The 19,436-nt window shown below is 58.7% G+C and carries 18 protein-coding genes; 8 read left to right on the forward strand and 10 right to left on the reverse strand.

Going from position 1 to position 19,436, the window contains the following annotated elements:
* Window positions 1–34: 34 nt before the first annotated feature.
* The 3 genes from I9H09_RS19110 to I9H09_RS19120 all read right to left on the reverse strand — a co-directional run bounded on the left by I9H09_RS19110 (window position 35) and on the right by I9H09_RS19120 (window position 2,936).
* A complete protein-coding gene (locus tag I9H09_RS19110; protein ID WP_122347909.1) occupies window positions 35–886 on the reverse strand; it encodes an ATPase in 852 nt (283 codons plus the stop codon).
* 84 nt (window positions 887–970) lie between these two features.
* Window positions 971–1,963: an NAD-dependent epimerase/dehydratase family protein gene (locus I9H09_RS19115; protein ID WP_005890766.1), complete on the reverse strand. Its 993-nt coding sequence runs from the start codon at window positions 1,961–1,963 to the stop codon at window positions 971–973.
* A 73-nt stretch (window positions 1,964–2,036) separates the two neighbouring features.
* Window positions 2,037–2,936 (reverse strand): LysR family transcriptional regulator ArgP, encoded by a 900-nt coding sequence (locus I9H09_RS19120; RefSeq protein ID WP_122323328.1) that lies wholly within the window; start codon window positions 2,934–2,936, stop codon window positions 2,037–2,039.
* A gap of 95 nt (window positions 2,937–3,031) precedes the next feature.
* On the opposite strand from I9H09_RS19120, the gene I9H09_RS19125 reads away from it, so the two are divergent.
* The 4 genes from I9H09_RS19125 to I9H09_RS19140 all read left to right on the forward strand — a co-directional run bounded on the left by I9H09_RS19125 (window position 3,032) and on the right by I9H09_RS19140 (window position 8,392).
* Window positions 3,032–3,634 (forward strand): LysE/ArgO family amino acid transporter, encoded by a 603-nt coding sequence (locus I9H09_RS19125; protein ID WP_122323329.1) that lies wholly within the window; start codon window positions 3,032–3,034, stop codon window positions 3,632–3,634.
* 190 nt (window positions 3,635–3,824) lie between these two features.
* Entirely contained in the window at window positions 3,825–4,406 is a 582-nt protein-coding gene (locus tag I9H09_RS19130) for a superoxide dismutase (protein WP_005890774.1), read from the forward strand.
* Between the two features lie 386 nt (window positions 4,407–4,792).
* The gene (locus I9H09_RS19135) at window positions 4,793–6,844 is read left to right on the forward strand and encodes a putative bifunctional diguanylate cyclase/phosphodiesterase (RefSeq protein ID WP_122347910.1); all 2,052 of its coding nucleotides are present in this window, start codon (window positions 4,793–4,795) and stop codon (window positions 6,842–6,844) included.
* Between the two features lie 183 nt (window positions 6,845–7,027).
* A complete protein-coding gene (locus I9H09_RS19140; RefSeq protein ID WP_122323330.1) occupies window positions 7,028–8,392 on the forward strand; it encodes an imelysin family protein in 1,365 nt (454 codons plus the stop codon).
* 82 nt (window positions 8,393–8,474) lie between these two features.
* Here the strand turns inward: I9H09_RS19140 and I9H09_RS19145 are convergent, their stop codons facing one another.
* Window positions 8,475–9,104, reverse strand: a complete 630-nt coding sequence (locus I9H09_RS19145) for a pyridoxamine 5'-phosphate oxidase family protein (RefSeq protein ID WP_122311446.1) — start codon at window positions 9,102–9,104, stop codon at window positions 8,475–8,477.
* Between the two features lie 168 nt (window positions 9,105–9,272).
* Between I9H09_RS19145 and I9H09_RS19150 the strand changes: the two genes are divergently transcribed.
* From I9H09_RS19150 to I9H09_RS19160, 3 genes are all read left to right on the forward strand, one after another.
* Window positions 9,273–10,700, forward strand: coding sequence for a di-heme oxidoreductase family protein (locus tag I9H09_RS19150; protein ID WP_122311445.1), 1,428 nt, complete (start codon window positions 9,273–9,275; stop codon window positions 10,698–10,700).
* Window positions 10,701–10,761: 61 nt separating this feature from the next.
* Entirely contained in the window at window positions 10,762–11,826 is a 1,065-nt protein-coding gene (locus I9H09_RS19155; RefSeq protein WP_055003498.1) for an imelysin family protein, read from the forward strand.
* Between the two features lie 22 nt (window positions 11,827–11,848).
* Window positions 11,849–12,946: a DUF1513 domain-containing protein gene (locus I9H09_RS19160; RefSeq protein WP_122323358.1), complete on the forward strand. Its 1,098-nt coding sequence runs from the start codon at window positions 11,849–11,851 to the stop codon at window positions 12,944–12,946.
* Between the two features lie 49 nt (window positions 12,947–12,995).
* Here the strand turns inward: I9H09_RS19160 and I9H09_RS19165 are convergent, their stop codons facing one another.
* The 5 genes from I9H09_RS19165 to colR form a co-directional block, all read right to left on the reverse strand.
* Entirely contained in the window at window positions 12,996–13,223 is a 228-nt protein-coding gene (locus I9H09_RS19165; RefSeq protein ID WP_005890795.1) for a hypothetical protein, read from the reverse strand.
* Window positions 13,220–13,942, reverse strand: a complete 723-nt coding sequence (locus I9H09_RS19170) for a lipopolysaccharide kinase InaA family protein (RefSeq protein WP_024670862.1) — start codon at window positions 13,940–13,942, stop codon at window positions 13,220–13,222. The genes I9H09_RS19165 and I9H09_RS19170 overlap by 4 nt, the downstream gene beginning before the upstream one ends.
* Before the next feature lie 4 nt (window positions 13,943–13,946).
* Entirely contained in the window at window positions 13,947–14,627 is a 681-nt protein-coding gene (locus tag I9H09_RS19175; protein WP_005890800.1) for a class I SAM-dependent methyltransferase, read from the reverse strand.
* Between the two features lie 200 nt (window positions 14,628–14,827).
* Window positions 14,828–16,117, reverse strand: a complete 1,290-nt coding sequence (locus tag I9H09_RS19180; protein WP_055003849.1) for a sensor histidine kinase — start codon at window positions 16,115–16,117, stop codon at window positions 14,828–14,830.
* The gene (gene colR / locus I9H09_RS19185) at window positions 16,107–16,790 is read right to left on the reverse strand and encodes a two-component system response regulator ColR (protein ID WP_005890808.1); all 684 of its coding nucleotides are present in this window, start codon (window positions 16,788–16,790) and stop codon (window positions 16,107–16,109) included. The genes I9H09_RS19180 and colR overlap by 11 nt, the downstream gene beginning before the upstream one ends.
* 177 nt (window positions 16,791–16,967) lie before the next feature.
* Between colR and I9H09_RS19190 the strand changes: the two genes are divergently transcribed.
* On the forward strand, window positions 16,968–17,705 hold the full coding sequence (locus I9H09_RS19190) for a phosphatase PAP2 family protein (protein ID WP_024691529.1): 738 nt from the start codon (window positions 16,968–16,970) through the stop codon (window positions 17,703–17,705).
* A gap of 85 nt (window positions 17,706–17,790) precedes the next feature.
* Here the strand turns inward: I9H09_RS19190 and groL are convergent, their stop codons facing one another.
* The gene (groL, locus tag I9H09_RS19195) at window positions 17,791–19,434 is read right to left on the reverse strand and encodes a chaperonin GroEL (protein WP_007248922.1); all 1,644 of its coding nucleotides are present in this window, start codon (window positions 19,432–19,434) and stop codon (window positions 17,791–17,793) included.
* Window positions 19,435–19,436 lie beyond the last annotated feature (2 nt).

Raw genomic sequence — 19,436 nt, forward strand, 5'->3', positions numbered from 1 at the left:
TGCCGCGACAAATCGCGACAGGCAATGCACGGCATCAACGGCGTGAGTTGAGCTGCTGAGACAGGTTCTGAATCTGGCTGGTAAGGGTATTTATGTTGCGGGTTACCTGAGCACGAAACGCATCGAACTCAGCGGTGTTGGTTCCTGCTGACGGTGCCGGACGATTCTCCTGCTCGCTTTTGAGCACCATCAGGTCCTGCTCGACCCGCGCAATGGCGGCCGACGGATCGCCCTGTTTCTTCAGTGTCGCCACATCAGCCGCCAGGCTTTTGATTTGCGTGTCCAGCTTGCCCTGCTCGGACTGTGCCGTTTTCAGGTCAGGCAAAGACGACTTCAGGGTTGCCAGTTCAGCCACGACGGCTTTCAGTTGCTCTTGCAGCTGTGCGCTTTCGGTCTGCTGCTGAGCGGTTTGCGCAGCCATCTGTTCCAGACGCTTGTCGAGACTGCCCTGCTGGCCCTCGACGCCCTCACGCTGCTTGTCCTGATCTTCCAGCTGCGCTTCCAACAGCTTGATACGCTGTTTGAGCGCTTCTCCGTCACTGGACAGCGCTTCGTTCGCGACCACCTTGCCGGAAATATCCTGCAAGCGTCCGGCAGCTTCTTCGCTGATGCGTGCAAAGCTCTCCTGGGTGGCGACCAGTTGCTGCTCCATCAGGGAAACCTGCTGAAAACTCCACCAGCCCAGACCGCAAAAAGCAATGAACAGCGCGCCGACCAATGCCCACAACGGGCCGGTACTCGGCCCCTTTACCTTGACCACAGGCGTGGTGCGCGAATAGACCGTGGTGCGCGCGCGCGCGCCATTGCCAGGCTCGAAGTCATCATCGTCGTCCTTGGCGCTAAGGCTGGGAACGTCATCGACGTCATCGTATGGATCGTTGCGCATGAATAACCCTTCAGGAAGCTGTTAAACCAAAGTCGGGCAGTATAACAACAGCGCCTGTTCAATCTCACTGTGCCACTACCGCATTCAGATTGCGTGCTGTGCCTGCCACCAGCCACAGAACTCATCCAGCGCCGTCCATAGACTGACCTGAGGCTGATAGTCCAGATAATGCCTGGCGCGGCTGATATCAAGCGTAAAATCCTTGTTCATGACCTGCATCCCCAGCCTCGACAGGGTAGGTTCAGGTCTGCCCGGCCAGAGCATACAGGCACCTTCGTTAATCGCCGCCGCGCTGTAGGCCAGGCCGTATGAACGATAACGGGTAACCTGAGGCAAGTGCATTTGCCGCATCACGTAGTTGATCGCGTCCCACAGCGGTACCGGCGTGCCATTGCTGATGTTGTAGGCCTTGCCCAATGCCGCTCCGGTCGCCAGCAAGCTGCTCAACAGGGCTTCGTTGAGGTTTTGCATGCTGGTGAAATCCACTACGTTCAGGCCGTTGCCGACAATCGACAATCGTTTCTTGCGCTGCATGTGCAGCAGGCGCGGGAAAATGCTGTTGTCGCCTGCACCGGTGACAAAGCGCGGCCGCAAGGCAATAACTTCCAGCCCGAACTCCTCGGCGCCGAACACCTTCTGTTCCGCTAGGTATTTGGTCGCCGCGTAATGGTTGTGAAAACGCTTGGGGACCTGTTCTTCCTTGATGTCACGCCGGGAGCGCCCATCAAAATAGATTGATGGCGATGACAGATGGACCAGCCTTCTTACTCTTTGTTTCAGGCAGGCTTCGACGATGTTCTCGGTCAGTTGCACGTTACCCTGCAAGAAATCCTGACGACGCCCCCATACACCGACGGCACCTGCGCAATGCACCACTGCCTCAACGTCGTCGCACAATGCACGGACAAGATAAGGATCGGCGAGGTCGCCCTGAACGAATTCGGCGCCACGCCTGACCAGATGCTCGACACCTTCGGCACGACGGCCATTGATCCGCACGCTCATGCCCTGCTCCAGAGCGAAACGCGCGAAGCGTCCCCCGATGAAGCCGCTTGCGCCGGTGACCAGAATCTTCATTTACCGCTCCATTAAGGGGTCTGCAGAAAGGCAACAGCCTGTCTGCATGAATTACACATGATCGTACTGACGATCATTCTTCGCCAAGCGGCACCAGCCAGCGCGCCGAGTGTTGCGCAAGGTGTTCGGTGAGACGCGTGAGCAACTGACCGCCGTTGCGCCAATGATGCCAGTACAACGGCACATCGATGTAGCGCTCGGGAAGCAGCTCACGCAACGTGCCGTTACGCAATTGCTCGCGCACCTGCAGCTCGGGCGCCAGCCCCCACCCCATACCGGCCTCGATCATACGGATGAAACCTTCGGATGACGGGCACAGGTGGTGTTCGAAACCGTCCTGCACCCCCAGCAGTGCCAGGTAGCGATGCTGCAGCAAATCGTCCGGTCCGTACACCAGCGCTGCCGATCTGGACAGTTTTTCAGCGCTGACACCGTCCGGGAAATGCCGCTCGATAAATGCCGGGCTGGCCAGCGCGCGATAACGCATTGCACCCAGCAACAGGCTGCGCGCTCCGGCCACAGGGCGTTCGCTGCCACACAGGCAGGCCGCAACGTCGCCAGCCCGCATACGTTTGAGCCCGACGTCCTGATCTTCGACGACCAGATCGAGCAACAGCCGATGTTGCGCGCAGAACGCGCCCACTGCCGATGCCCACCAAGTCGCGAGACTGTCTGCATTCAAGGCGATTCGCAAGCGCTCGGGCATGCCCTCCTCATCCAGCGACGGCACCTGGCTGAGCAAGTCACGCTCCAGCAGACGTACCTGTTGCACATGATTGAGCAGACGTCGTCCGATGTCGGTCGGGGCGGGAGGCGTCGCGCGCACCAGCACCGGCTGACCAACGCGCGCTTCGAGCAGTTTGATGCGCTGTGAAACCGCCGACTGGGACAGGCCAAGCACCTGAGCAGCACGCTCGAAGCCAGCCTGTTCGATAACCGCCGCAAGCGCTGCCAACAACTTGTAATCGAACATCACTTTTCCTAATGGGCGATCAGTATTATTGGTTTTCCTTATACCGCTCAACACAACAGAATCGCCACCTTAATCAGCTCGACGGGACATTTTCCATGTGGCAAAGCTACCTCAACGGCCTGCTGATAGCGGCAGGGCTGATCATGGCCATCGGTTCGCAAAACGCATTCGTCCTGGCTCAAGGCTTGCGTCGTGAACACGCCGCTCCCGTTGCCCTGCTGTGCATTGTCTGCGACGTGATACTGGTCGCTGCCGGGGTATTCGGCCTGGCCAGTGTGCTGGCAGCTAACCCGACCTTGCTGGGCGTGGCGCGCTGGGGCGGTGTGATTTTCCTCAGTTGGTATGGCGCGCTGGCGCTGCGTCGAGCCTGCTCTCGACAGAGCCTTGAACAGGGCGCCGCGGTGGGCGTCAGATCGCTGCGCACGGTGCTGTTGAGCGCTCTGGCCGTCACACTCCTGAACCCGCATGTTTATCTGGACACCGTGTTGCTGATTGGCTCGCTCGGAGCGCAACAAAGTGTGCCCGGCGCCTACGTGGCCGGTGCCGCCAGCGCCTCGCTGCTATGGTTTTCAGCCCTTGCCGCAGGCGCGGCGTGGCTCGCGCCCTGGCTGGCACGCCCCGCTACATGGCGCCTGCTGGACGCAATGATTGCAGTGATGATGTTCAGCGTGGCGTGGCAGTTGATCGGTTCGGCCTGAAGCTTTCATGTCCATTAAGGCAAAAGCTGGAACCTCTATCCCACACAGTTGTTGCGTGGTTAAGCCGCAGACCCGGTGCTATGATCCGGGGTCTGCGCCGCAAAAGAGTAAAACTCCCGGTGCACGCTGTAACTGGCCGCCCGTGATCGGCCGTGCGATTACCGCAATTGACCTGTAAAGGAGATAAACCATGGCTTTTGAATTGCCACCACTGCCCTACGCCAAAGACGCTCTGGTGCCGCACATTTCTGCGGAGACTCTGGAATATCACCACGACAAGCACCACAACACCTACGTCGTGAACCTGAACAACCTGGTGCCAGGCACCGAGTTCGAAGGCAAGACCCTGGAAGAGATCATCAAGACTTCTTCGGGCGGTATCTTCAACAACGCCGCTCAGGTCTGGAACCACACGTTCTACTGGAACTGCCTGGCGCCAAACGCCGGCGGCGAGCCTACCGGCGCGCTGGCTGATGCAATCAACACTGCATTCGGCTCGTTCGAGAAGTTCAAGGAAGAGTTCAGCAAGACCTCCATCGGCACCTTCGGCTCCGGCTGGGGCTGGCTGGTGAAGAAAGCTGACGGCAGCCTGGCACTGGCCAGCACTATCGGTGCAGGCAACCCGATCACCAGCGGCGACAAGCCGTTGCTGACCTGCGATGTCTGGGAACACGCTTACTACATCGACTACCGCAACCTGCGTCCAAAGTATGTAGAAGCGTTCTGGAACCTCGTAAACTGGGACTTCGTGGCCCAGCAATACGCCGCCTGATTCCAGCGTCACAAAAAACCCGGCCCGGTGCCGGGTTTTTTTATGTTCCGCATTCGGAGATTAATACCGCCGGAACGATGAACTTGCATTGAGCGTCAGAGATAGACTTGTCGGTCACACAAATGACGAATGTTTTTTTCGCCTGCCGCACGGACTTTGTGTATTGTCGGAAAAATCCGGACTGATTTGTACCACGATGTAATTCTTTACAGTGTTCTGCTCAAGTTACGCTTACTGCCTCCCGATACGCTGGGTTGGCTTTGGCCGGTGGGTGCAGGGAACGCGAAGATCGACCAGATGCACCTTTAAGTTGTCATTGCGGGTGCACCTGGTTTTTCGAGGGCCGTGAAGTTATTCGCCCTCCGACACGAACTAAGGAACGGCCATTGAAGCTGGAACTCAAGAACAGCCTGTCGGTGAAGCTGCTGCGCGTCGTGCTGCTTTCAGCACTTCTGGTGGGCGTCGTGTTGAGCTGTGCGCAAATCGTTTTCGATGCGTACAAGACTCGACAGACTGTCGCCAACGATGCCGAACGCATTCTCGGCATGTTCCGCGATCCTTCGACTCAGGCCGTCTACAGCCTCGATCGCGAGATGGGCATGCAGGTCATAGAGGGCCTGTTTCAGGATGACTCGGTGCGCATGGCGTCTATCGGCCATCCCAACGAAACCCTTCTCGCAGAAAAAGACCGTCCCCTGAAAGCCTCTTCAACCCGCTGGCTGACCGACCTGATCCTCGGTCAGGAACGCAGCTTCACCACACAACTGGTGGGCCGCAGCCCTTACAGCGAGTATTACGGCGACCTGCGTATCACCCTGGACACCGCCAACTATGGCGAAGGTTTTCTGTTCAATGCCGGGGTTATCTTCATCGCTGGCGTGCTGCGCGCCCTGGCGATGGGCTTGGTTCTGTACTTGGTCTATCACTGGTTGCTGACCAAGCCGCTGTCGAAAATCATCGAGCACCTGATCGCCATCAATCCGGACCGGCCCAGCGAGCATCAATTGCCGCCGCTCAAGGGCCACGAAAAAAACGAATTGGGGATATGGGTCAACACCGCCAATCAGTTGCTGGCCTCCATCGAGCGCCATACCTACCTGCGTCACGAGGCGGAGAACAACCTGCAGCGCATGGCGCAATACGACTTCCTGACCGGCCTGCCCAATCGGCTTCAGTTGCAGACCGGGCTGGACAGGATTCTGGAGGACGCCGGGCGTCAGCAACATCGGGTCGCGATTCTCTGCGTGGGCCTGGACGACTTCAAAGGCATCAACGAACAGTTCAGCTATCAGTCGGGTGACCAGTTATTGCTGGCCCTGGCAGACCGGCTGCGCGCTCACAGCGGACGCCTCGGCGCACTGGCGCGACTGGGGGGCGATCAGTTTGCGCTGGTTCAGGCCAACATCGAGCAACCCTATGAAGCGGCAGAGCTGGCGCAGAACATTCTGGACGAGCTGGAAGCACCTTTTGTGGTGGGTGATCAGCAGATCCAGCTTCGAGCGACCATCGGCATTACCCTCTTCCCCGAAGACGGCGACAGCACCGAGAAGTTGCTGCAGAAAGCCGAACAGACCATGACCCTGGCCAAGGCCCGTTCGCGCAATCGGTATCAGTTCTACATTGCCAGCGTGGACAGTGAAATGCGCCGTCGACGTGAACTCGAAAAAGACCTGCGCGAAGCCCTGCCACGCAATCAGCTTTATCTGGTCTATCAGCCGCAGATCAGCTATGTCGATCACCGCGTGGTCGGCGTGGAGGCGCTGATCCGCTGGCAACATCCCGAGCACGGTCTGGTGCCGCCAGACGTATTCATTCCTCTGGCCGAACAGAACGGCACCATCATCGTTCTTGGTGAATGGGTGCTCGATCAAGCGTGTCGCCAGTTGCGCGAGTGGCTCGATCAAGGCTTTACCGATCTGCGCATGGCGGTCAACCTGTCGACTGTGCAACTGCACCATGCCGAGCTGCCACGCGTGGTCAACAACCTCTTGCAGATCTATCGTCTGCCGCCTCGCAGCCTGGAACTGGAAGTCACAGAAACCGGCCTGATGGAAGACATCACCACGGCCGCCCAGCACCTCCTCAGCCTGCGGCGCTCTGGCGCGCTGATTGCCATCGATGATTTCGGCACCGGTTACTCATCACTGAGTTACCTGAAAAGCCTGCCACTGGACAAGATCAAGATCGACAAGAGCTTCGTTCAGGACCTCATTGACGACGACGATGACGCGACCATTGTGCGTGCAATCATCCAGTTGGGTAAAAGCCTGGGCATGCAAGTCATTGCCGAAGGCGTGGAGACTGTCGAGCAGGAGGCCTACGTGGTGACCGAAGGCTGCCATGAAGGCCAAGGCTACCTGTACAGCAAGCCGCTGCCCGCTCGGGAATTGCTGGCCTACCTGAAGCAGGGTCGACAGGGCAGCGCTGCGTTGCACTGAGTGAACGTGACTTGGCTTCAAGCAGACTGCCGCCGCTTCTGACACTGGCTGTTACAACCGTTTGATGGCCTGAACACGGCCACAAAGGCGTTTTGCCTTTACATCGAATGCAAATCCTTCGCATTATGTCGCAGATTTTATGGGCGTACCCCGCCATCACCTTTTTCGACTCAGGATTCCGTCATGATTCGTATGCCTCTGGCAACCGCTAGTCTGTTGGCCATCGCTATCTCTCTCGCCGGTTGTGGCGAAGGCAAGGACAAGGCTGCCGCTCCGGCTCCGGCAGCACCCGCTGCTCCAGCTGCCGCTCCTGCCGCTCCTGCTGCACCCGTTGCCGCGCCCGCGCCTGCCGCCCAGACCGACGACGCGGCAGCCAAAGCCGTGGTCGCGAATTATGCCAACATGGTGTCTGCGGTATTCGACGACGCCGAGGCCGGTGCCAAAAAACTGAGCACGGCTGTCGACGCGTTTCTGGCCAAGCCCAACAACGAAACCCTGAAAGCTGCCCGGGATGCGTGGGTCGCAGCACGCGTGCCGTACATGCAGAGTGAAGTCTTCCGCTTCGGCAACACCATCATCGACGACTGGGAAGGACAGGTTAACGCCTGGCCCCTCGACGAAGGCCTGATCGACTACGTAGCCAAGGATTACCAGCACGCGCTGGGCAACCCGGGCGCTACTGCCAACATCATCGCCAATACCGAAATTCAGGTGGGCGAAGACAAGGTCGACGTGAAGGAAATCACGCCCGAGAAACTGGCCAGCCTGAACGAGCTGGGCGGTTCCGAAGCCAACGTTGCAACGGGCTACCACGCCATCGAATTCCTGCTCTGGGGCCAGGACCTGAATGGCACCGGCCCGGGTGCAGGCAACCGTCCAGCCAGCGATTACATTGAAGGGGCAGGCGCAACCGGCGGTCACAACGAGCGTCGTCGTGCCTACCTCAAAGCGGTCACCGACCTGCTGGTCAGCGACCTCGAAGAGATGTCGGGCAACTGGCGAGCGGGCGTCGCCGACAACTACCGCGCGTCACTGGAAGCCGAGCCAGGCGAAAGCGGCTTGCGCAAAATGCTCTTCGGCATGGGCAGCCTTTCGCTGGGAGAACTGGCTGGCGAGCGCATGAAAGTCGCACTGGAAGCCAACTCCAGTGAAGACGAACACGACTGCTTCAGCGACAACACGCACAACTCGCACTTCTACAACGGCAAGGGTATTCGCAACGTTTATCTGGGCGAATACACCCGTACCGATGGCAGCAAGGTCAGCGGCCCAAGCCTTTCGTCGCTGGTCGCCAAGGTAGACCCGGCCACCGACGCAACGCTGCGCGCCGATCTGGACGACACACAGGCCAAGCTGCAGGCTATCGTCGACCACGCCAACAAGGGCGAACACTTCGACCAGTTGATCGCCGCAGGCAATACCGCTGGCAATCAGGTCGTTCGTGACGCCATCGCTGCGTTGGTCAAACAGACCGGCGCCATCGAGCAAGCGGCTGGCAAACTGGGCATCACCGACCTGAGCCCGGACAACGCTGACCACGAGTTCTGACAGAACCCGCTTGCTGTAAAAAAATGCCGGGCAGTTCGCTGACCGGCATTCTTTTTGGGTACAGGAACCGCACCGTTCTACGTCAATACAGGGTATCGGCGATGCGGCCCGGCAAGGCTTTGTCATAGGCTTCGCCATCGATTTGCGACGCCGATACCTCTTTCAGTATCTGCCCTGCGGTGGGCAACGAACTGCGCTCCACCTGCCGGGCGACGTCCCACAAGCCAGCCCTGATAACTGCCCGGCTGCACTGGAAATACACGCTGGTTACGGTGATACGCAAAACTGATCTGGGCAACTGGCCTTTCATCTCAAAACGCGCCAGCAAATCGGGCTGTATCGATATCTGCGCCGTGCCATTAATGCGCAAGGTTTCACCCACGCCCGGGATGAGAAACAAGAGGGCTACGCGGGGGTTGTCAACGATGTTGCGAAGCGTGTCGATGCGGTTATTGCCGCGCCGGTCAGGCAGGTAAAGCGTCTTGCTGTCCTCGATATGGATGAAGCCGGCCTGATCGCCGCGCGGTGAAGCATCAAGCCCGCCAGGGCCGGAGGACGCAAGCACAACGAAGGGGGCAGACTCGATGAAGGGCCTGTAGACCAGATGAATATGATCGACCTCCTTGACCAGCGACGGCGCTGCGATTGGGCCGTACAACGCTTCCAGCGCCTCGGTGGTTGTCACGTAATCAGAGCTGTGCGTGTTTTTCATCTGTCTGGGTTCTCTGCGGGCATTTGTCGGTCAGGGGCTGTCGGCGTGATGCGTGATGCGTGATGCGTCTAAGCCTCTCATACGTAGCAAACGATAATCCCTCTTATTCAAACCGCACCAGACTGATAAGCTTGCACGCCCCGATTGGCACCTCGTTGCAGGATGAGTATGAGTACGCGGTTTCGTCTTTCCCTTGCTTTGCTCACGGCCTTGGCCCTGAGCGCGTGCGATGACGCCCCGCGCTTTACTCACGCCGAGCCGGGCGAAGCGTTGTCCGGTGGCAGCGCAACGGTCGGGAAGCGCGATCAAAACGCTTTCTCCATGCCCTCAGCCAACCTGTCCCCCGTGCGACGGCTGGATTTCAGCGTCGGTAACAGCTTTTTCCGCAGCCCGTGGGTCATCGCCCCGTCCACAACGACGGCGCGCGACGGCCTGGGTCCGCTGTTCAACACCAACGCCTGTCAGAACTGCCATATCAAGGACGGTCGCGGGCACCCGCCGGAAGATGGCGACAGCAACGCGGTGTCGATGCTGGTCAGATTATCGATTCCGGACGACCCGGCTTACGCCGACCTGATCCGGCGCAACGGTGTATTGCCCGAGCCGACCTACGGCGGACAGCTCCAGGACATGTCCAACCCCGGCGTGGCGCCAGAAGGCAAGGTACGTGTCGAATACGACGCGCTCACGGTCATGTTTCGCGACGGCACCTCGGTCGAGCTGCGCCAGCCGACCCTGCAAATCACGCAATTGGGCTATGGCCCGATGCACCCAGACACACACATCTCTGCGCGTATTGCACCGCCCATGATCGGTCTGGGACTGCTTGAGGCGATTGCCGATGACGCACTGCTCGCCAACGCCGACCCCGATGATAAAAATGCCGACGGGATTTCCGGACGCCCCAACTGGGTCTGGGATGATGTCCAGCAGAAAGTCGTCATGGGGAAGTTTGGCTGGAAAGCGGGACAGCCCACTCTGAACCAGCAGAACGCGCATGCCTTTTCCGGCGACATGGGTCTTACCACTCGTCTGCGCCCGTTCGACGATTGCACGCCGAAGCAGACCGATTGCCTGGCAGCGCCCAGCGGCAAGGGCCCCGAGGGCGAGCCGGAAGTCAGCGACAACATTCTGCGACTGGTGGAGTTCTATACCCGAAACCTCGGCGTTCCGGCACGCCGCAAAGTGGATGACCCTCAGGTGCTGGCCGGCAAGAACCTGTTTTACGAGGCCGGCTGCCAGCAGTGCCATACAACGTCATTCAAGACCCGAAGCGACGCAGCCGAGCCGGAACTGGCCAATCAGGTGATTCATCCGTACAGCGATCTGCTGCTGCATGATATGGGCGAAGGGCTGGCGGACAACCGCACCGAGTTCCAGGCCACCGGAAGCGAATGGCGGACGCCACCGCTCTGGGGCCTGGGTCTGACCGCAACAGTGAGCGGGCACACACAGTTGCTGCATGATGGTCGCGCGCGCAATGCACTTGAGGCGATACTGTGGCATGGCGGCGAAGCCCAGGCGTCACAACGGAAGGTGCTGGCGTATGACGCCGAACAGCGTACAGCGCTGTTGGCGTTTCTGAATTCGTTATGATTGCTCCCATTGCAGAACCTTCTCGTTCAACATCTTCTTTTCGAAAATAAGGAGCCGGACAATGTTCCGACCCAAGTTGTTGCTGACCAGCCTCGCGGCGCTTGCGTTGGGCGCCTGCTCGCCTTCCGACCCTCAGGCCGTCACGTCTGCGGCTATCGCCAAGCAAGTGATCCTGCCGACTTACAGTCGCTGGGTCGAGGCTGACCGACAGCTGGCCGCCAGCGCACTGGCGTTCTGTCAGGGCAAGACCGATCTGGCCACTGCGCGCGCCGACTTCCTCAAGGCGCAAAAGACCTGGGCCGAGCTGCAACCGCTGTTGATCGGCCCGTTGGCCGAAGGCAATCGCGCCTGGCAAGTGCAGTTCTGGCCGGATAAAAAGAACCTGGTCGGCCGTCAGGTCGAACAACTGGTGAGCGCACAACAACAGGTCACCGTCGAAGAGCTGTCCAAAGCCAGCGTTGTGGTTCAAGGGCTCTCCGCTTACGAATACATTCTGTTCGATGCTGAAATCGACATGGCCAATGCCGAACAGAAAGCTCGCTATTGCCCGCTGCTGATGGCCATCGGTGAGCGTCAGAAGCAACTTGCCGAACAAATCCTCAACAGCTGGAACAGCACCGACGGCATGCTCGCGCAGCTGAGCAAATTCCCCAACCAGCGCTACGCCGACTCTCACGAGGCCATTGCCGAGTTGTTACGGGTGCAGGTCACGGCGCTGGACAGCCTGAAGAAAAAACTGGGCACGCCGCTCGGCCGCCAGAGCAAAGGTCAGCCGCAGCCCTTCCAGGCTGACTCATGGCGCAGCAAATCGTCACTCGGCAGCCTCGAGGCCAGCCTGATCAGCGCCGAAACAGTCTGGACCGGCGTCGACAATAAAGGGCTGCGCGGTTTGCTGCCTGCCGAACAGAAACCGCTGGCAGACAAAATCGACGCGGCCTACGCCAATAGCCGCAAACTGCTCTCGGAACTCAAGCCGCCGCTGGCGGATCTGCTGGCCACCGACGCCGGACGCCAGCAACTCAATGCCTTCTATGACAGCCTGAATGCAGTGCATCGCCTGCATGAAGGTGAACTGGCCAAGGCGTTGGGCATCCAGTTGGGCTTCAACGCCAACGATGGCGATTGATCATGATCAAGAGGTGCGAATGATGCTGCGACGTCAGGCCAAGGCCCTCGGCAGCCTGCTGCTCAGCGCCTGCACCCTGGGTGGCTGGACGCTGTCCGGGGAGAAAACCACAGGCCCGCTGCTGCTTTCCGCACGCGACGACGACGAAGGCCGGCACTACGCAGTCGGTTTCCGGCTTGACGGGACCCAGGTGTTTGCCACTGAAGTGGGCCAACGCTGTCACGACATCATTGACCATCCAAGCCTGCCGTTCGCTGTTTTCATTGCGCGCAGGCCGGGCACCGAAAGCTACCTGATCGACGTGCGCGACGGCAGCCTGCTGCAAACCATCGTCTCCCGGCCGGACCGGCATTTTTATGGTCACGCGGTGATACATCGAGACGGCGAATGGTTGTATGCAACTGAAAACGACACCCGTGACCCCGGTCGCGGGTTGCTGGGCGTGTATCGATTCGTCAATGACCGGCTGGTGCATTCAGCTGAAATATCCACCCACGGCATCGGACCTCATCAGGTTTCCTGGATGCCCGACGGCGAAACACTGGTCGTCGCCAATGGCGGGATTCGTACCGAGGCAGAAAGCCGGGTCGAGATGAATCTGAACGCCATGCAGCCCAGCCTGGTGCTCATGCAGCGCGACGGCACTCTATTGAGCAAGGAAACGCTTTCTCAGCAAATGAACAGCGTGCGCCACATGAGCATTGCCGACGATGGCACCATCCTGGCGAGCCAACAGTTCATGGGCGAAAGTCACGAATTGGCAGAGCTGTTGGCGATCAAGCGTCCGGGCCAGCCGTTTCAGGCGTTTCCGGTGGCAGAAGAGCAATTGCGCGCTATGGCTCATTACACCGCCAGCGTTGCCGTGCACAGCGAACTGCGGCTGGTCGCCCTTACGGCACCACGAGGCAACCGGTTCTTCATCTGGGATATGGACAGTGGCGCACTGAAGCTGGACGCGCCGCTACCGGACTGCGCAGGCGTGGGAGCGGTAAAGGATGGTTTCGTCGTGACCTCTGGTCAGGGGCGTTGCCGCTTCTACGATTGCCGTAAACAGCAACTGCTGGCCACGCCGCTGGACCTGCCAGCGGGGCTGTGGGACAACCATCTTCATTTGGCCTGAGGCTCTAACTGGCTGCAGCTCTAACGGCCTGCGAGCCCGTCTGCACCGCTCAGTTTCTGCTGACCGAACCCTGCGCCAGACTGTACATGAACAGCAGCAGGTCCTTGTCGGGCTGTACGTTCGCCAGATTCCTCGCCACACGCGGCAGAGGGCAAAAACCCTCGCCATGCTGTGCGCTTAGAATGCGGGTAGACGGTTGCTCGAGCGCCGCTACCGCGACAGTCGCTACCGCCAACGCACCAAACAGAAACAAACCTCGTGCCATTTCTAGTTTCATGACTCTAAACCTTTGATGGAGCTGCCAAATGCTGACTGGTAAAAATAGACCAACTTTTGCCAGTCTGCAGTGCTGAATGACGAATGGCGTCTCAGCTGCTTCATGTCGTGCTGGGCAGCGCCATGAGCCGTCAGACGGCGACGTCCTTTTTCCAGATCAAGCAAGGCCACTTCCACCTCCGCGTCAGGGCCATCCCCTGTGACACGTACAAAGATGTGCTTGATGTACAGGCAGCTGTGTTGCCAACGGCCCAGGTGCATGCGCGCCAGGGTATTGGCCACTTCCTTGAGCATACGCTCATAAAACAGCTCACCATGCCGCTCGCGGCCTCCAGCAGCGAGCCACTTCTCAATCTCGCCAAAACCCTCTAGCGCAACGGTCACCAGCAATGCCCGCCAGGCGTTGTCTGCGTCGCGCGTTGCACCGCAAAACACCACTTCCGGTACGACTACACCCAGCTTGCGCAGACCTTCGAGGGCTTCACGCTCACGCAGAACCGTCGGACGGCCGAGCGGGTGCAGCAGGCTGCGATAGATATGCCCTGTCTGACGTTTGGCATAAAGGGTCTGCCCGTCGTCCGTGAGAAGCCGTTGTACACCACTCTCTCCGCCCCTGCGCACGTTAGGCTCTTCAACCCATTCGCCACGCTGACTCCAGAAATGACTGAACTCATCCTGCATCGAGTTCACAACTGGCTTTTTCAAGGACTGCAAACCCATCTTTTTACCTTTTACGTAAGACATAGACACGCCACATGGCGTACATCGGCAGGAAGTCCATTCTCTTCTGAATGCGAAACCCTGCCTGTTCAAATTCGGTTTCTGCGGTATCTACCGGTAACACGAAACGATTCTGGTAACTTTCCTGCCCATTTTTCTGCCGACGCTGTTTCTCCAGTCGCTCGCGTTTCCAGGCTTTGAAGTTGCCATCCACCCACAGTGAAATAATCACACTGTCACGGGTAACACGTTGAAACTCCCGCAATAAGGCCATGCGGTCGCTTGACTGCCCGACATGGTGCAACAGACGCATACAGAAGATGCTGTCTACTGCGTTATCAGGCAACTTGATATCAAACGCAGATGTCTGCAAGGGTTGTACCCTTTTTACAACATCGGCCGGTTGAGAAGCACAGGCGACGCCCAGCATGTCCGCCGAGTTATCGGCACCGATGATCGAACGATTGGGTTTCTCCGCCAGCAGCGGCCAGAAGCGCCCTGCACCACACGGCAGGTCCAGCACCAGGCCCGGATCACCGGCCAGACGCAAAGCCTTTCTGGCCAACTGTTCGTCACGGTGATGTGACAGCTTGCGCCATAGCCCGTCCTGATGTTTTTCAAGGTACTGACGGGCATGCGATTTGTCGTACTTGCGGGAAAACTCGAGTTCTATGCGTTCGCTCACGTTGAGCATCTCCTGACAGGTGTGTCGGCAAAACTAAAGAACCAGCCGTCACTGTCAGGTCATCTCAATGTGAAAAAAATGTTACCTGGGGAAGTCAGTTGTTGCGAGATTTTACAGAGAGTTAGGCATGCTGTGTGACCAATCGACGAAACGCAGTCGATTTACGGTCACACGCAGCCACTTTCTATTTAAAGTGTCAGTCAGACATTGATCACGTTCAGCGTTACCTTGAAACGGCAACCGTGTGGCTCCATCGGCGTAAGATCGACGCTCCAGCCCTGATTGGTACATATACGCTGGACCAGCGACAGCCCCAGGCCCAGACCTTCGCCGCGCTGCTCATTGCCCCGAACAAAAGGCTCGAACATGGCCTCGCGCTTTTCTTCGGGAATGCCGACGCCGCTGTCCTCGACGGTGAAGCTCTCGGCCTGCAGGGTCAGTGCGATGAAACCATGATCGGTGTAGTGCAACGCGTTGCGCAGCAAATTGCCCATCACCGCATGCAAAAATGTGGCGTTGTAACGGATATCGGACAGTTGGTCGTCCGACGGCGGCGTGTAGGTCAGCTGCAGGCCTTTGCTTTCTATCGGCTCACGCCATTGCGAAATCAACTGCTCGGCCACACCCACCAGCGTGGCCTTGGGCGTCATGGCCGGATCTTCACGCTGGGTGCGCGCAAGCATGAGGAACGTCTGCACCAGATCGCGCATTTCTTCACAGGCGCGACCGATTCGCTCTACCTGGCGACGTCCACGCAGATCAAGCGCCGGGTTTTCCAGCAACAACTCGCAGGAGCTGGCCAACACCATCAACGGGGTGCGCAGCTCATGACTCACGTCGCTGGTGAACATACGCTCACGGATCAGCGCCTGCCTCAGACGCCCCAACGTCGCATCGAACGCGACGGCCAGCTCGCCCACTTCATCAGCGGCATAATCAGGCGCCAGCGGCGGCGCAAGGCCCAACAACTGGTCACGGTGGCGAACCTGCCTGGCCAGACGCACTACTGGCGCCATTACGCGACGGGCCAGCACCCAGCCGAGAAACACTGCCAGCGCCAGCGCCAGCACAAAACCGACGAGCACCACAGCAAACAGCACTCGTTCACGCTCCTCGAAATCGCTCTGATCCTGAAGCAAGGCGTAATGCCGGCCATCCACAACCTCGATCATCGCGTGGTAGGACAGCGGGCCGCGAAACACCTCATGAAAGCCCGGCTCCAGGTGCCGCAGATCCTTGGGCAGATCAAAATCGCCCGGGCCATTGCTGAAGTAGAACAACTGGTCGGGCTTGGGCCGGTGACTCCAGTCACTGACGCTGTCCATCAGCATCAGACGATTGAGATCGCCACCCAGGCCGGCGGAGATGAGCTTCTCTTCAACCAGATGGACGGTGGAAATGATACCGATGGCAAACGACCCGGCGACCAGTGCGCTCATCAGCGCAAAGGCAATGATGATTCGTTGGGCAAGACTCTGCTTAAACTCCATCCCGGCCCTCGGCCAACCGATATCCCACACCATGCACCGTTTGCAGCAGCGGTTTGGCGAACGGTTTGTCGATCACCTGACGCAACTGATGCACATGGCTGCGCAGACTGTCGCTGTCCGGACAGTCATCGCCCCACAGCGCTTCTTCGAGTATTTCCCGGCGCAGTACGTGCGGGCTCTTCTGCATCAGCACGGCAAGCAGCTTGAGCCCGACCGGGTTGAGCTTGAGCATTCGGCCTTCGCGCGTTACCTCAAGGGTGTCGAGGTCGTACACCAGATCCGCCACCTGCAATGTACGTCGACCGCCGCCCTGTGCGCGGCGCAGTACGGCTTCGATCCGCGCAGCCAGTTCGGACAAGGCGAAAGGCTTGAGCAGATAGTCGTCGGCGCCTGAGCGGAAGCCCTGCAGCCTGTCATCCAGCTGATCTCGCGCAGTCAGCATGATGACCGGCGTATCACGGCGGGCATCTTCACGCAGGCGCTTGCACAGCGTGTAGCCATCAATGCCCGGCAGCATGATGTCGAGAACAATAAGGTCGTAATGCTCGGTGGCTGCCAGATGCAGTCCTGAGAGGCCATCCTGGGCGCAATCGACGGTGTAGCCTTTCATGCCCAGGTAATCGGCCATGTTCGCCAGGATATCGCGGTTGTCTTCAACCAGAAGAATTCGCATAAAGCACTCTCATATGCAGTTTGGGCTGGCGCAGCTTAAGACGAAGTGGGCGTCAGGGCCAGCGCCGAAATGGCATGACGATTTTTTCACCCGAAATCAACAACGCTCATGACACACTTTCAGACAAACCGTCGCCCATACTGATAGCGGCATTTGCCCTCATGATCTGGATTCGATATGTCGAAAACCGTCGCCCCACCCTACTCCCGCTCAATCAATAAATGGATCTACCTCGGCATACCTGCCGCTGTTGCCTTGATACTCGTGCTGCTTGAACTGACCTCACTGGATATGGATATCGCCAAGATGGCCTTCGATCCGGTCAGTGGCGAGTTCATCGGCAGGCACAGCTACTTTCTGGAAGACGTGCTCCACGACCGCGCCAAACAGATGGTCATGGTATTCGGGGTGCTGGCCATGATCGGCTTTGCCGCATCCTTCAAGGTCGAGCGTTTGATACCGTGGCGCAGAGAGCTGGGTTGTCTGGTGCTGTCGATGGCCTTGTCGACTGCCTTTGTGACGCCGGTAAAAGTAGTGACTTCGGTGCAATGCCCTTGGAGCCTCAAAGAATTCGGCGGCCAGGAAACCTACAGCGAACTGCTGAGCCCGCGCCCAGCCACTGACAAGCCAGGGCGCTGCTGGCCCGGCGGACATGCCGCTACCGGTTTCACACTGTTTGCGTTGTTCTTCATGCTGCGTGATCGTCGCCCGAAGCTGGCAAAAGTGGGGCTGGCGCTGGCATTCGGCCTGGGAACGATCTTCTCCATCGGTCGCATGCTGCAAGGGGCACACTTCTTCTCTCATAACATCTGGACTGCAGTGTTTTGCTGGCTGATCTGTCTCGGGGTTTATTACTGCGTGTTGTATCGACCTGCGCCGAAGCACGCTGCCAGCGATGCCCAGCCGACACGCTAGCCCATTCTTCCCCTAACGCCGGCCATAAAAAAACCCCGCACCAGGCGGGGTTTTTTATGGGTGTAGCTTAAGGGGTAAAGCTGGCTTACATCATGCCGCCCATACCACCCATGCCGCCCATGTCCGGCATGCCGCCGCCTGCTGGCTTGTCTTCAGGCACGTCAGCGATCATCGCTTCGGTGGTGATCATCAAGCTGGCGATGGAGGACGCCGCCTGCAGAGCAGAGCGAGTCACTTTGGCCGGGTCCAGGATACCCATTTCGATCATGTCGCCGTATTCGCCGGAAGCAGCGTTGTAACCGAAGTTACCCGAACCCTGCTTGACCTTGTCGACAACAACGCTTGGCTCGTCACCGGAGTTGGCAACGATCTGGCGCAGAGGAGCTTCGACTGCACGACGCAGCAGAGCGATACCGACGTCCTGATCGGCGTTGTCGCCTTTCAGACCTTCGATAGCCTGCAGGGAGCGAACCAGTGCCACGCCACCGCCAGGTACCACGCCTTCTTCAACGGCTGCACGGGTAGCATGCAGGGCGTCTTCAACGCGGGCTTTCTTCTCTTTCATTTCAACTTCGGAACCGGCACCGACCTTGATCACTGCAACGCCGCCAGACAGCTTGGCCAGACGCTCTTGCAGTTTCTCTTTGTCGTAGTCCGAGCTGGTGTCGCCGATTTGCTGGCGGATCTGGGAGATGCGCGAGTCGATGTCGGTCTTGACGCCAGCACCATCGATGATGGTGGTGTTTTCTTTGTTCAGAATGACGCGCTTGGCATTACCCAGGTGTTCCAGGGTAGTGGTTTCCAGGCTCAGACCGATCTCTTCGGAGATAACGGTACCGCCAGTCAGAACAGCGATGTCCTGCAGCATTGCCTTGCGACGATCGCCGAAACCTGGAGCCTTGACGGCTGCAACTTTCACGATACCGCGCATGTTGTTGACAACCAGAGTTGCCAGCGCTTCGCCTTCAACGTCTTCGGCAACGATCAGCAGAGGACGACCTGCCTTGGCGACTGCTTCCAGAACCGGCAGCATTTCGCGAATGTTGGAGATCTTCTTGTCGACCAGCAGCAGCAGCGGGCTGTCGAGCTCGGCCACCATGGTGTCCGGCTTGTTGATGAAGTACGGAGACAGGTAGCCACGGTCAAACTGCATGCCTTCTACAACAGACAGCTCGTTGTCCAGACCCGAACCTTCTTCAACGGTGATAACACCGTCTTTGGTCACTTTTTCCATGGCTTCGGCAATGATGTCGCCGATGGAGTGATCGGAGTTGGCCGAGATGGTGCCGACCTGGGCAATTGCCTTGGTGTCGGTGCAAGGCTTGGACAGCAGCTTCAGCTGAGCAACGATGGCGATGGTCGCCTTGTCGATGCCGCGCTTGAGGTCCATCGGGTTCATGCCGGCAGCGACGGCCTTCAGGCCCTCGTTGACGATAGCCTGAGCCAGCACGGTAGCGGTGGTAGTGCCGTCACCTGCGTCATCGTTGGCACGGGAGGCAACGTCTTTGACCAGCTGCGCGCCCATGTTTTCAAAACGGTCTTTCAGCTCGATTTCCTTGGCAACCGATACACCGTCTTTGGTGATCAGCGGAGCGCCAAAGCTTTTTTCGATGATAACGTTGCGGCCTTTTGGGCCTAGGGTCGCTTTTACTGCGTCAGCCAGGACGTTTACACCGGCGAGCATTTTTTTACGGCCAGCATCGCCGAACTTAACTTCTTTAGCAGCCATGA

Source organism: Pseudomonas tremae (genome assembly GCF_023278125.1).
Classification (GTDB): Bacteria; Pseudomonadota; Gammaproteobacteria; order Pseudomonadales; family Pseudomonadaceae; genus Aquipseudomonas; species Aquipseudomonas tremae.